The 13,298-nt window shown below is 69.0% G+C and carries 11 protein-coding genes; 4 read left to right on the forward strand and 7 right to left on the reverse strand.

Features of this window, described 5'->3' with window-relative positions; translation table 11 throughout:
* Window position 1 precedes the first annotated feature (1 nt).
* Genes moaD through ACTJKJ_RS19020 form a run of 5 tightly spaced genes read right to left on the reverse strand, consistent with a single transcriptional unit; the run spans window position 2 to window position 5,554 of the window.
* Window positions 2-253: a molybdopterin converting factor subunit 1 gene (gene moaD / locus ACTJKJ_RS19000; RefSeq protein ID WP_091723943.1), complete on the reverse strand. Its 252-nt coding sequence runs from the start codon at window positions 251-253 to the stop codon at window positions 2-4.
* Between the two features lie 52 nt (window positions 254-305).
* Window positions 306-1,589 (reverse strand): molybdopterin molybdotransferase MoeA, encoded by a 1,284-nt coding sequence (locus tag ACTJKJ_RS19005; protein WP_440821378.1) that lies wholly within the window; start codon window positions 1,587-1,589, stop codon window positions 306-308.
* Window positions 1,582-2,991: a threonine synthase gene (thrC, locus tag ACTJKJ_RS19010; RefSeq protein ID WP_440821379.1), complete on the reverse strand. Its 1,410-nt coding sequence runs from the start codon at window positions 2,989-2,991 to the stop codon at window positions 1,582-1,584. The genes ACTJKJ_RS19005 and thrC overlap by 8 nt, the downstream gene beginning before the upstream one ends.
* Complete coding sequence (locus ACTJKJ_RS19015; RefSeq protein ID WP_440821380.1) at window positions 2,988-4,298, reverse strand: homoserine dehydrogenase; 1,311 nt, start codon at window positions 4,296-4,298, stop codon at window positions 2,988-2,990. The genes thrC and ACTJKJ_RS19015 overlap by 4 nt, the downstream gene beginning before the upstream one ends.
* A 29-nt stretch (window positions 4,299-4,327) precedes the next feature.
* On the reverse strand, window positions 4,328-5,554 hold the full coding sequence (locus tag ACTJKJ_RS19020) for a pyridoxal phosphate-dependent aminotransferase (protein ID WP_147242076.1): 1,227 nt from the start codon (window positions 5,552-5,554) through the stop codon (window positions 4,328-4,330).
* A 116-nt stretch (window positions 5,555-5,670) separates the two neighbouring features.
* Between ACTJKJ_RS19020 and ACTJKJ_RS19025 the strand changes: the two genes are divergently transcribed.
* The 3 genes from ACTJKJ_RS19025 to ACTJKJ_RS19035 all read left to right on the forward strand — a co-directional run bounded on the left by ACTJKJ_RS19025 (window position 5,671) and on the right by ACTJKJ_RS19035 (window position 8,775).
* A complete protein-coding gene (locus ACTJKJ_RS19025) occupies window positions 5,671-6,045 on the forward strand; it encodes an Mth938-like domain-containing protein (RefSeq protein WP_440821381.1) in 375 nt (124 codons plus the stop codon).
* A 156-nt stretch (window positions 6,046-6,201) separates the two neighbouring features.
* Entirely contained in the window at window positions 6,202-6,681 is a 480-nt protein-coding gene (locus ACTJKJ_RS19030; protein ID WP_091723931.1) for a peroxiredoxin, read from the forward strand.
* Between the two features lie 372 nt (window positions 6,682-7,053).
* Complete coding sequence (locus ACTJKJ_RS19035; RefSeq protein WP_440821382.1) at window positions 7,054-8,775, forward strand: PhoH family protein; 1,722 nt, start codon at window positions 7,054-7,056, stop codon at window positions 8,773-8,775.
* A gap of 82 nt (window positions 8,776-8,857) precedes the next feature.
* On the opposite strand, the gene mdtD is transcribed toward ACTJKJ_RS19035, so the two are convergent.
* Complete coding sequence (gene mdtD / locus ACTJKJ_RS19040) at window positions 8,858-10,321, reverse strand: multidrug transporter subunit MdtD (protein ID WP_440821383.1); 1,464 nt, start codon at window positions 10,319-10,321, stop codon at window positions 8,858-8,860.
* A gap of 80 nt (window positions 10,322-10,401) precedes the next feature.
* Between mdtD and ACTJKJ_RS19045 the strand changes: the two genes are divergently transcribed.
* Complete coding sequence (locus ACTJKJ_RS19045) at window positions 10,402-11,250, forward strand: HAD family hydrolase (RefSeq protein ID WP_091723926.1); 849 nt, start codon at window positions 10,402-10,404, stop codon at window positions 11,248-11,250.
* 5 nt (window positions 11,251-11,255) lie between these two features.
* Here the strand turns inward: ACTJKJ_RS19045 and ACTJKJ_RS19050 are convergent, their stop codons facing one another.
* Window positions 11,256-13,181: a propionate--CoA ligase gene (locus ACTJKJ_RS19050; RefSeq protein ID WP_440821408.1), complete on the reverse strand. Its 1,926-nt coding sequence runs from the start codon at window positions 13,179-13,181 to the stop codon at window positions 11,256-11,258.
* Window positions 13,182-13,298: the final 117 nt, after the last annotated feature.

Below are 13,298 nucleotides of genomic sequence, written 5' to 3' on the forward strand. Positions count from 1 at the left end.
ATCACCCGCCCGTCACCGGCGGGAAGAACGCGACCTCCGACCCGTCCTTCACCGGCGTGTCCTCCGGCAGGATCTGCTGGTTCAGCGCGCAGCGGATCGCCCGCCCGCGCGCCAGCGCCTCGGCATGCGCCGCGTCGCTCGCGATCAGCGCGTCGCGGATCGAGCCCAGCGTCGCACCGGCGTGATGCGCGATGCGCTCGTCGGTCCCCAGGGCCTCGCGCAGCGAAGCGAAGTAGCGCACGGTGATCGTCATCTCGGTCAGCTTGTCGAAGGAAGTCGCGGTCCGGCCGCAGCGGCGCGGCCGGTCAGAACAGCTCGTTGAACGGCAGGAAGCGCAGCAACTGTCCGGGCTCGACGGTGCTGCCCGGCGGCAGGTCGATCAGACCGTCGGCCCAGGCGGCCGAACTCATCACGCCGGAGCTCTGGTTGCCGAACAACTGCAGCCCGCCCGCGTCGCTGAGCTTCGCGCGCAGGAACTCGCGGCGCTTGTCCGCCTTGGTCCAGGTGAACTCGGCCGGCAGCTGGAAACCGCGCGGCGTCAGCTGCGTCGCGCCCTGCAGGCGCAGCAGCACCGGCCGCACGAACAGCAGGAAGGTCACAAAGCTCGACACCGGATTGCCGGGCAGGCCCATGAACCAGGTGCGGCCGCCCTGGCTGGTCACCTCGCCGAAGGCCAGCGGCTTGCCCGGCTTGATCGCGATCTGCCAGAGGTCCAGCCGGCCTTCGCACTCCAGCGCGGGCTTGAGGTGGTCCTCCTCGCCGACGGAGACGCCGCCCGAGCTGAGGATGAGGTCCGCGTCCCGGGCCGCGTCGCGCAGCGCCGCGCGGGTCGCCTCGAGCGAATCCGGCACGATGCCCAGATCCCGCACCTCGCAGCCCATGGCCAGCAGCAGCGCATGCAGCGTCGTGCGGTTGGAGTTGTAGATCTGGCCGGGGCCAAGGGGCTCGCCGGGCAGCACCAGCTCGTCGCCGGTTGAGAACAGCGCGACGCGCGGCCGGGACGCCACCGTCAGCGCCGCCGCGCCGGCGGTCGCGGCCAGGCCCAGCGAGGCGGCATTCAGCCGCATGCCGGCGCCCAGCACCGGCTGGCCGACGCGCAGGTCCTCGCCACGGCGGCGGATGTGCAGGCCCGCGACGAGCGGCGCGTTGATGCGCACCTGGCCGAGGCCGGTGCCGCTCTCGGGCAAGGCCTCGCACATCTCCTGCATCAGCACCGCGTCGGCGCCTTCCGGCACGGTCGCGCCGGTGAAGATCCGCGCCGCCGTGCCGGGCTGCAGCGGTGACGGCACCGAGCCCGCCGCCACGCGCTGCGACACCGGCAGCACCGCGCCTTCGCCGCCCAGCGCGGACACGTCGGCCGCGCGCATCGCGTAGCCGTCCATCGCGCTGTTGTCGTAAGGCGGCACGTCCAGCGGCGACACCAGGTCCTGCGCCAGCACGCGCCCGCGCGCCAGCGGCGTCGACACGGATTCGGTCCGCCCCAACGGCGTCACCTGCGACAGCAGGCGCTGCAGCGCGTCCTCCATCGGCAGCATCGGCGCGCGCTGCGCCGCGGCGCCAGCGGTCGGAGCGGGCTTGGCGTCAGACATGGTCGACGATGAACTGCTTGACCTGGTCGACGGAGACCGGCAGCACGGTCACGCGCTTGGGGCGCGACTCGAGGTCGTCCAGCGCGGCGGGCCGCGGCGGGACCAGGCCCAGCGCTTCCTCGATGGTCGCGGCGAACTTGGCCGGCAGCGCCGTCTCCAGCACCAGCATCGGCACGCCGGGCTGACGCTTGTCGAGCGCCACCTTCAAGCCGTCGGCGGTGTGCGTGTCAATGATCACGCCGTATTGCGCATGGCATTGGCGGATCGTCGCGACGCGGTCTTCATGCGTACTGCGGCCCGAGACGAAGCCGTAGCGCTCGCCGATGCGCGCGCGCTCCTCGGCGGTGATCTCGAAGCAGCCCTTGGCCGCCAGCTCCTCGCCGAACAGCCGATTCACGCGCGCCGCGTCGCGATCCAGCAGGTCGAACACGAAGCGCTCGAAGTTGCTGGCCTTGGAGATGTCCATCGACGGGCTCGAGGTCTCCAGCGTGTGCTCGGCGCCGCGCGGACGGTAGACGCCGGTGCGGAAGAACTCGTCGAGCACGTCGTTCTCGTTGGTCGCGACGACCAGTTGCTCGATCGGCAGGCCCATCATGCGCGCCACGTGGCCCGCGCAGACGTTGCCGAAGTTGCCCGAGGGCACGGTGAAGCTGACCCGCTCCGCGTCGGTCTTCGTCGCCTGGAAGTAGGCCGCGAAGTAGTAGACGACCTGCGCCAGCAGCCGCGCCCAGTTGATCGAGTTGACCGTGCCGATGCGGTGGCCGCGCTTGAACGCGAGGTCGTTCGAGACCGCCTTGACGATGTCCTGGCAGTCGTCGAACACGCCCTGCACGGCGATGTTGTGGATGTTGGCTTCCTGCAGGCTGAACATCTGCGCCTGCTGGAACGGGCTCATGCGACCGTGCGGGCTGAGCATGAAGACCTGGATGCCGGCCTTGCCGCGCATCGCGTACTCCGCGGCGCTGCCGGTGTCGCCCGAGGTCGCGCCCAGGATGTTCAGCGTCTCGCCGCGGCGGCCCAGTTCGTACTCGAACAGCTGGCCCAGCAGCTGCATCGCCATGTCCTTGAAGGCCAGCGTCGGCCCGTTGGACAGCGCGACCAGCGCCAGCCCCGGCGCCAGTGGCTTGAGCGGCGTGATCTGCGGCGTGCCGAAGACGGCCTCGGTGTAGGTGCGATGCACGATCGCCTTCAGGTCCACGGCCGGGATGTCGTCGATGTAGAGCGACAGGATCTCGAAGGCCAGGTCGGCATACGACAGCCCGCGCCAGCGCGCGAGCGTCGCGGCGTCGATCCGCGGATAGGCGGTGGGCAGGTACAGCCCGCCATCGGGCGCGAGGCCCTCCAGCAGGATGTCGCAGAAGTGGCGCTCGGTCTTGTCGCCGCGGGTGCTCAGGTACTTCACGCCAGCTCTTCCTTGCGCAGCTTCACGATCGGCGCGAGCACCGTCTCCAGCGCCTGCATCTTCGCCAGCGCCTCGCTCATGCGGCCTTCCTGCGTGTCGTGCGTCAGGATGATCAGGTCGGTCTGGCTCTCGCCTTCGGCCGATTCGCGCTGCAGCACCGCATCGATGCTGATCTCGTGCTCGGCCAGGATGGTGGTGATGCGCGACAGCACGCCCGCCTGGTCCGCCACGCGCAGGCGCAGGTAGAACGCGGTCTGCACCTGCTCCATCGGCAGGATGGGCGTGTCGTTCATCGCGTCCGGCTGGAAGGCCAGGTGCGGCACGCGGTGGTCCGGATCGGCCGTCGCCAGGCGCGTGATGTCGACCAGGTCGGCGATCACCGCCGAAGCCGTCGGCTCCGCGCCCGCGCCCTTGCCGTAGTACAGCGTCGTGCCGACCGCGTCGGCCTGCACCAGCACCGCGTTCATCGCGCCCTCGACGTTGGCGATCAGGCGGTTCGCCGGAATCAGCGTCGGATGCACGCGCAGCTCGATGCCACGGTCGCGACGGCGCGCGATGCCCAGCAGCTTGATGCGGTAGCCGAGCTGCTCGGCGTACTTGATGTCGGTCGCCTGCAGCGCCGTGATGCCCTCGACATGGGCCTGCTCGAACTGCACCGGGATGCCGAACGCGATCGCGCTCATGATCGTGGCCTTGTGCGCGGCGTCCACGCCCTCGATGTCGAAGGTCGGATCGGCCTCGGCATAACCCAGCCGCTGCGCCTCCTTCAGCACCGTCGCGAAGTCCAGGCCCTTGGAGCGCATCTCCGACAGGATGAAGTTGGTCGTGCCGTTGATGATCCCGGCGATCCACTCGATGCGGTTGGCGGTCAGGCCCTCGCGCAGCGCCTTGATGATGGGGATGCCACCGGCCACCGCGGCCTCGAAGGCGACCATCACGCCCTGCTCGCGCGCGGCGGCGAAGATCTCGCTGCCATGCACCGCCAGCAACGCCTTGTTGGCCGTCACCACGTGCTTGCCGGCCTTGATCGCATCCAGCACCAGCGTGCGCGCGATGCCATAGCCGCCGATCAGCTCGACGACGATGTCGATCTCCGGATTCGCGATCACCTCGCGCGCGTCCGCCACCACCGTGCAGGCGTCGCCGACGATGCTCCTGGCGCGCTCGACGTCCAGGTCGGCCACCATCGCGATCTTGATGCCGCGACCCGCGCGGCCGCGGATCTCTTCCTGGTTGCGGCGCAGCACCTGGAACGTGCCGCCGCCGACGGTACCAATGCCCAGCAGGCCAACTTTGATCGGGTTCATCGTCATGTGTCTTTCAGGAGGTCGAGGGGTCAGCGGCCGTGGCGTTTGCGATAGGTGCCCAGGAAGCGCTCGATGCGGCCGACGGCTTCACGCAAGTCGTCGGTGTTGGGCAGGAACACGAGCCGGAAATGATCGGGAGACTTCCAGTTGAAGCCCGTCCCCTGGACGATCAGCACCTTCTCCTCGGCCAGCAGCTCGTAGGCGAACTGCTGGTCGTCCTCGATCGGATAGATCTTGGGGTCGAGGCGGGGGAACATGTAGAGCGCGGCCTTGGGCTTGACGACGCTCACGCCCGGGATCTGCGTCAGCAGCTCGTAGGCGAGGTCGCGCTGGCGCGCCAGGCGGCCGCCCGGCGCCACCAGGTCCTTGATCGACTGGTAGCCGCCCAGCGCGGTCTGGATCGCGAGCTGGCCCGGCGTGTTGGCGCACAGCCGCATCGAGGCCAGCATGTTCAGGCCGGTGATGTAGTCCAGCGCATGGCGCTTGTCGCCGGAGACCACCATCCAGCCGGCGCGGTAGCCGCAGCTGCGGTAGTTCTTGGACAGGCCGTTGAAGGTCAGCGTGAGCACGTCGTCGGACAGCGACGCGATGCTGGTGTGCACGTTGCCGTCGTACAGCGTCTTGTCGTAGATCTCGTCGGCCAGGATGATCAGCTGGTGCTGGCGCGCGATCTCGACGATCTCGCGCAGCAGCGGCTCGGGATAGAGCGCACCGGTCGGGTTGTTCGGGTTGATCACGACGATCGCCTTCGTGCGCGGCGTGATCTTGGACTTGATGTCGGCGATGTCGGGGAACCAGTCGCTGGATTCGTCGCAAACGTAATGCACCGGGTTGCCGCCCGAGAGCGCAACCGCGGCGGTGTACAGCGGGTAGTCCGGCGCGGGCAGCAGCACCTCGTCGCCGTTGTCCAGCATCGCGTTGAGCGCCATCACGATCAGCTCGGACGCGCCGTTGCCCAGGTACACGTCGTCGACCGCGACGCCGCGAATCCCCTTTTCCTGGCAGTAATGGACCACCGCCTTGCGCGGCGCGAACAGGCCCTTGGAATCCGTGTAGCCGGCCGCGTCGGGCAGGTTGCGGATCATGTCCTGGACAATTTCGTCCGGCGGCATCAGGCCGAAGGCGGCGATATTGCCGATGTTCAGCTTGATGATCTTCTGGCCCTCTTCCTCCATCTGCCGGGCCTTGTCCAGCACGGGTCCGCGGATGTCATAACAGACATTGGCCAATTTGCTGGACTTGGTGACGGTTCTCAAGATGGCTCCTGGAATACACAGGGGAAAATCGGGACCGTCGATTTAAACACAGGGTTATCGCGGGTAATCGCACGGCCGCGCGGCGCCACCCTCCGTCGCTGCCAGAATCAGCCTCAATGAAATTTCAACCCGACCAGCCGCTGGGCGGCAACATGATCTCCAAGCACGACCTGCACCATGTGTGGGTCAACGGTGTCGAGCAGGCGCACAGCGTGCTCGTGCCCTGGCAAGGGCAGCCCGAGGACTGGGACGTCACCCGCTTCGATGACCTGACCGAAGCGCACTTCGAGCGCATCCTCAAACGCAAGCCCGAGCTGGTGATCTTCGGCAGCGGATCGAAGATCCGCTTCGCGCGGCCGGCGCTGTATCGCGCGCTGATCGACGCCCGCATCGGCATGGAGACCATGGACATCGGCGCCGCCTGCCGCACCTACAACGTGCTGGCGAGCGAAGGCCGCGCCGTGTTGGCCGCGCTGCTCATCGAGCCCTGAGCGCCCGCCGGCCGCGACCGGCCGCGGCTCCCCGTCCGGCCTCCCTCTCTCTGGGAGCGCATTGGCTCGTCCAGGTCAGCCGGGGAGAGAGACGACCCATTCAACGTATAATCGCTGGCTATGCCCGCCCGGGCACATCTCTCTGAAGAACGCCACATGACGCCAGCGCTCAACAAACCCCTCCCGGACATTGAAGCTCTTGCCACGGGAGGCGTGAAGTTCACACCCCAAGCCTTTCTGGGCAAGGTCGTGGTGCTGTACTTCTACCCGAAGGACAACACCCCGGGCTGCACCACCGAAGCGATGCAGTTCCGCGACCATCACAAGGACTTCGTGAAGGCCGGCGCCGTCGTGCTGGGGGTGTCCCGCGACAACATGGCCTCGCATGACAAGTTCAAGCAGAACCTGGAACTGCCCTTCGAACTGATCGCCGACACCGAGGAAAAGCTCTGCCACATGTTCGGTGTGGTGAAGAACAAGATCATGTACGGCAAGAAGGTCAAGGGCATCGAGCGCTCGACCTTCCTGATCGATGCCCAGGGCATCCTGCGCGAGGAATGGCGCGGCATCAAGGTCGCCGGCCACGTCGACGAAGTGCTCAAGGCCGTCAAGGCGCTGAAGAAGGAAGCCGCCTGATCGACGCCGCGATCCGGCCAGGGTCGCGGAATCTCGCATCGGACCACCGATTCCGCTGCCTCGCATCCCGGGTTTGCGCTGACTCGCGCGAGACGCCGTCTGACAGCAACGCCGCCATCTGTCCGTCATGGGCACGCGCGGCGAGTTGTGCATAATCGGCCGCATGCCCCTGTGCCTGATCGCAGCGATTGAATCCCCAAGGACGAGCCGCACCGCCCCCGGTGCGGCTTTTTGTCTTCTGGGGCCCGCTGGCGAGTTCGAGGCCCCCGATGCCGCCGATACCTCCGGCATCGCCACCGCCCGTCAGGCCTGGGGCATGACCCCTGGTCCGCGTGGACCCAGGCTCATCACGCCAGCCCGCCACCCCCGCACATGCCACTGCCCAAGCCTCCGACCAAGCGCGCCAGCCGCCTAGATTCCGACGCCTACGCGACCGACCTGTCGCCCAGCAAACGCCCTCCCGCGCTCGAGGCCAAACCGTCCGCCACCATCGCCGCCCACTCGGCGAACGTCGCCGAGACCGCCCTGCCGGCATCGGCCCCGGCCCTGCCGCCCGCCGCCGCGCGCTCGCGCGCCGAGCCGGTCGAGGCCCGCGGCGGCGGATCGCCGTCGCTGGCGCTGGTGCCGCCGGCGCCGGCCAAGGCCCCCGCCAGGAAGACCGCCACCGGCCGCGCCAAGGCGCGCAAGCCGGCGGGCGAGGCCAAGCTGTTCGTGCTCGACACCAATGTGCTGATGCACGACCCGATGTCGCTGTTCCGTTTCGAGGAGCACGACATCTACCTGCCGATGATCACGCTCGAGGAACTGGACGGCCACAAGAAGGGCATGACCGAGGTCGCCCGCAACGTGCGCCAGGTCAGCCGCGACCTGGACGCGCTGGCCGCCTCGCTCAAGTCGAGCTCGATCGAGGAGATGTCCAAGGGCCTGCCGCTGGACCAGACCGGCCACCGCGAGGCCGGCGGCAAGCTCTTCTTCCAGACGACGCTGTTCGACACCCCGCTGCCCCAGGGCCTGCCGCAAGGCAAGGCGGACAACCAGATCCTGGGTGTGGTGCAGGCGCTCAAGGCGCAGCAACCCGGCCGCGAGGTGGTGCTGGTGTCCAAGGACATCAACATGCGCATCAAGGCCCGCGCGCTGGGCCTGCCGGCGGAGGACTACCGCAACGACAAGACGCTGGAGGACTCCGACCTCCTCTACACCGGCGTGCAGGCGCTGCCGGCGGACTTCTGGGAGCGCCACGGCAAGACGATGGAGAGCTGGCAGCAAGGCGGCACCACCTTCTACCGGATCAGCGGCCCGCTGGTGCCGACGCTGCTCGTGAACCAGCTCATCTACCTGGAGGCGCCCGGCGCCGCGCCGCTGTACGCCAAGGTGCAGGAGATCACCGGCAAGACCGCGGTGCTGCGCACGCTGAAGGACTACGGCCACCAGAAGCATTCGGTGTGGGGCGTGACCGCGCGCAATCGCGAGCAGAACTTCGCGCTCAACCTGCTGATGGATCCGGACTGCGACTTCGTCACGCTGACCGGCTCGGCCGGTACCGGCAAGACGCTGATGACGCTGGCCGCCGGCCTGTCGCAGGTGCTCGACGAACGCCGCTACAGCGAGATCATCGTCACCCGCGTGACCGTCCCGGTCGGTGAGGACATCGGCTTCCTGCCGGGCACGGAAGAGGAAAAGATGGGCCCGTGGATGGGCGCGCTCGACGACAACCTGGAAGTGCTGGCGCGCGGCGACAGCACCGCCGGCGAGTGGGGTCGCGCGGCCACCAACGACTTGGTGCGCAGCAAGATCAAGATCAAGAGCCTGAACTTCATGCGCGGGCGCACCTTCCTCAACAAGTACGTGATCATCGACGAGGCCCAGAACCTGACGCCCAAGCAGATGAAGACGCTGATCACGCGCGCGGGTCCGGGCACCAAGATCGTCTGCCTGGGGAACCTGGCGCAGATCGACACGCCCTACCTCACCGAAGGCAGCTCCGGCCTGACCTTCGCGGTCGACAAGTTCAAGGGCTGGGCCCACAGCGGCCATGTGACGCTGGCCCGTGGCGAGCGCTCCAGACTCGCGGACTTCGCGTCCGAGGTGCTCTGAGCCCTTCCCTGCCCCATGACGACAAAGCCACCCCTCGGGGTGGCTTTTTCTTGCCCGCGAATAGGGGCGAAGTGGGGCGCGATCAGTCCTCGGGCGTGAGCTTGGACCGCACGGTCTCCTCGGCCGCGCCCTCGTCGCGGCGCAGCTGGTGGAAGATGAAGGCCGCCATCGCGGCCATCGCGCCCAGCGCCAGGTAGGTGCCGTGGAAGGCCGGCACGATGGCGGCGCCCTCGGTGCGCGCCAGGCCGTGCGAGAACAGCAGCAGGAAGGCGCTGGAGGTCGCCACGCCCAGGCTCATCGACAGCTGCATCACCACCGCCAGCAGGCTGTTGCCCGCGCTGGCGGTGCGCCCGTCGAGGTCGCCCAGCGTCAGCGTGTTCATCGCGGTGAACTGCATGCTGTTGATCATGCCGAACAGGCCCAGGTGGATCGCCAGCCAGACATGCCCCACGCCGCGCGGAATCAGCGCGAAGCTGGCGATCAGCACGCCCAGCAGCAGCGTGTTGACGATCAGCACGCGGCGGTAGCCGGCGCGCTTGATCAGGCGGATGGCCAGCGTCTTGGTGAACATCGCGCCCAGCACTGAGGGGATCATCGACAAGCCGGCCTCGCTGGGCGAGAAGCCCAGCCCCACCTGCAGGAACAGCGGCGTCAGGAAGGGCGTCGCACCGCTGCCCAGCCGCGCGAACACATTGCCCAGCAGCCCGATGCGGAAGGTCGGCACGGCGAAGAGCGCGGGGGAGAAGAGCGGCTCGTCGGCGCGCGTCGCATGCAGCCAGTAGGCCATCATGCAGGCCACGCCCGCCACCAGCATCACGAAGCACACGGCCACGTTGACCACGTGCTCGCCGAAGCCCTGCAGCGCCAGCGACAGCAGCATCAGCCCCACGCTGAACAGCCCGTAGCCGCCCCAGTCGAAGCGCCGGCCCAGCGGCCCCTTGATCTGCGGCATGTAGCGCCGGCAGGCCCAGGCGCCCGCCACGCCGACCGGCAGGTTGATCAGGAAGATCCAGTGCCAGCTGGCGTACTGGGTCAGCACGCCGCCCAGCGTCGGCCCCAGCAGCGGCCCCACCAGCCCCGGCAGGCTGATGAAGGTCATCACCGAGAGGAACTCGCCTTTCGGGAAGGCCCGCAGCACCACCAGCCGCCCCACCGGCACCAGCAGCGCGCCGCCGACGCCCTGCACCACCCGCGCAGCGACCAGCACGTGCAGGCTGGGCGACACCGCGCAGGCCAGCGAGCCCAGGCTGAACAGCCCGATCGCCCACAAGAACACCGTCCTCGTCCCGAAGCGGTCCGCCAGCCACCCCGAAGCGGGGATCAGCAGGGCCACCGTCAGCAGGTAGGCCACGACGGCCGATTGCATCCGCAGCGGATCCTCGCCGAGGTCGCGCGCCATGCCGGGCAGCGCGGTGTTGAGGATGGTCGTGTCCAGCGTCTGCATGAAGAACGCGAGCGCGACCACCCACGGCAGCCAGCGGCGCGTGGCGTCGTCGAGGACCGGGCGGCCGAGCGCGTCCAGCGGTGTCGTCGAGGAGGGAGGCATGGGCGGCATCCGGCAAGTATCGAACCGGGCCGGCGTAGGATGTGCGCCTATCGCGGCGCTCTTCCGGCCGCTCAGGACCCATGCGCTTTTACGTTTCCGATCTCGACGGCACCCTGCTCGACCCGCAGGCCCGGCTCTCCGACACCACCCGGGCCGGCCTGACCGAACTGCTGGCCGAAGGCCTGGCCTTCACCGTCGCCAGCGCGCGGCACGTGGTCTCGATCGCCCGCATCCTCGAGGGATTGCCGATCTCGCTGCCGGTGGTCTCGTCCAACGGCGCCTACATCAGCGACCTGCGCACCGGCCGCCATGAGCTGGTCAACGCGATGGAGCCGGCGCTCGGCCAGGCGATCTTCGCGCTGGTGCGCCGCCACGGCCTGATGCCCTTCATCGCGACGCACGGCGCCAAGGGCGACCAGCTGTTCTGGCAGGAGGTCCAGAACGAGGGCCAGCAGCGCTTCGTCACCGAGCGCCAGCGCAACGCCGACCCGCGGCTGCGCCATGTGGACCGGCTGCAGGACCAACTGGCGGACCCGCTGGTGACGCTGCTCGTCGTCGGCCGCGCGGAGCCGCTGGAGGCGCTGCAGGCCGAGATCCTCGCCACCTGCGGCGACCTGGTGACGACGCACCTGGCCGAGGACATCTACATGCCGGGCTGGCCCTGGCTGAACGTGCACGACCGCCGCGCCAGCAAGGACCAGGCGATCGCGTCGCTGGCGCAGCGCTATGCGCTGCATGAGCGCGAGCTGGTGGTCTTCGGCGATCAGGTCAACGACCTGACGATGCTGCGATCGGCGCACCATGCGATCGCGGTGTCGAATGCCAGCGACGACGTGAAGCTGGCTGCCCACCGCATCATCGGCGCGCATCACGAAGACGCGGTCGTGCATTTCATCCGCGAGGACTGGCGCGCCCTGCTGGGCCGCTGACGCGGTCAGCCGGCGCCCGCGACCAGCTCGCGGATCTGCAGCAGGGCGGCGGGATCGTCCAGCGTGATGAGGTCGCCCGGATCGCGCTGCTCGCACACCGCCTGGATCGCGCGCCGCAGCAGCTTGCCCGAGCGGGTCTTGGGCAGCAGCTGGACGAAGCGCACCCGCGACGGCCGCGCCACCGCGCCGAGCTGCTGGTCGACGCGCTTGAGGATCTCGCCCTCCAGGGCCAGCGCCGCCTGCGGCGTCGCGGCACGCGCCGGATCCTTCAGCACCGCGAAGGCCATCGCGACCTGGCCCTTGAGCGCATCGGCCACCCCGACCACCGCGACTTCGGCCACCGCCGGATGGCCGGCGATGCACTCCTCGATCTCGCGCGTGCCGAGGCGATGGCCCGCGACATTGATCACGTCGTCGCTGCGGCCGAGGATGAAGTAGTAGCCGTCCTCGTCGCGCAGCGCCCAGTCGAAGGTCGAGTAGACCTGCCGGCCGGGCACGCTCGACCAGTAGGTGCGCACGAAGCGCTCGTCGTCGCGCCAGACGGTCTGCATGCAGCCTGGCGGCAGCGGATACGCGATCGCGAGCAGGCCCTTCTGATGCGGCGCCTCCAGCACCGCGCCGGTCTGCTCGTCCAGCAGCTGCACGCGGTAGCCGGGCATCGGCACGCCCGGCGAGCCGAACTTCGGCGCCGCCGGCTCGACGCCGCGCGCCAGCGTCAGGATCGGCCAGCCGGTCTCGGTCTGCCAGTAGTTGTCGATGACGGGCTTGCCGATGGCGTCGGCGATCCAGCGCGCGGTGGGCTCGTCCAGCGGCTCGCCGGCCAGGAACAGCGCCCGCAGCGAGGACAGGTCGTGCCGCGTCAAACAGGCCGGGTCCTGCTTCTTGAGCACCCGCACCGCGGTGGGCGCGCTGAACATCACCGTCACCCGGTATTGCTCGACCAGCCGCCACCAGACCGCCGCGTCGGGGCTGACCGGCGTGCCCTCGTACATCAGCGTCGCCATGCCGGCGATCAAGGGCCCGTAGACGATGTAGCTGTGGCCGACGACCCAGCCGATGTCGCTGGTCGAGAAGAAGGTCTCGCCCGCGCGGCCGTCGTAGATGAGCGCCATGCTGGTGGCCAGCGCGACCGCATGGCCGCCGACATCGCGCTGCACGCCCTTGGGCCGCCCGGTCGTGCCGCTGGTGTAGAGCGTGTAGCTGATCGCGTCCGACGGCAGCCATTCGCAGGGCACGCGCGTGCCCCACAGGCGCTCCCGCAGCGCGGCGTGATCCAGGTCACGGTCCGCGACGCGCTCGAACGGGCTCAGGCCGCGGTCGATCATCAGCACCTTCGCCGGCTTGTGCGCGGCCAGGCGGATCGCCTCGTCCAGCAGCGGCTTGTAGGGCACGATGCGCCCGTTGCGGCTGCCGGCGTCGGCGCTGACGACCAGCACCGGCTCGGCGTCGTCGATGCGGTTGGCCAGCGCATGACTCGCGAAGCCGCCGAACACCACCGAATGGACCGCCCCGAGGCGGGCGCAGGCCAGCATCGCGAACGCCGCCTCGGGAATCATCGGCAGGTAGATCAGCACCCGATCGCCGGCGCGCACGCCCTGCCCGGCCAGCATCGCGGCCATCACCTCGACCTCGGCCTGGAGCTCGGAGAAGGTGTAGACGCGCTCCTGCCCGACCTCGCTGGAGACCCAGATCAGCGCCGCGTCGCCCGGCCGCGTGGCGGCATGGCGATCGACCGCGTTGTGGCACAGGTTGGTCCGCCCGCCGACGAACCAACGCGCGAACGGCGGGTGGCTGGTGTCGCAGACCTGGTCGAACGGGCGTTCCCAGTCGATGCGCCTGGCCTGCTCGGCCCAGAAGCCGTCCGGGTCGTCGATCGAGCGCCGGTACATCGCCGCATAGCTGTCGGTCATCGGGGTCTCCTCATGTCGAATGCGCGACTTCCGCACGGATCCTCGCACCGCGAGCTTTGCTGAAACTTTCGTTCACAACGTTTGGCGGAGGGCCTGTGGTCCAATCCGGGTTTTTCCTGGGAAGGGTCTCGTGGCCAC

Source organism: Roseateles sp. 22389 (assembly GCF_052044995.1).
In the GTDB taxonomy this organism is placed as follows: Bacteria; Pseudomonadota; Gammaproteobacteria; order Burkholderiales; family Burkholderiaceae_C; genus Roseateles.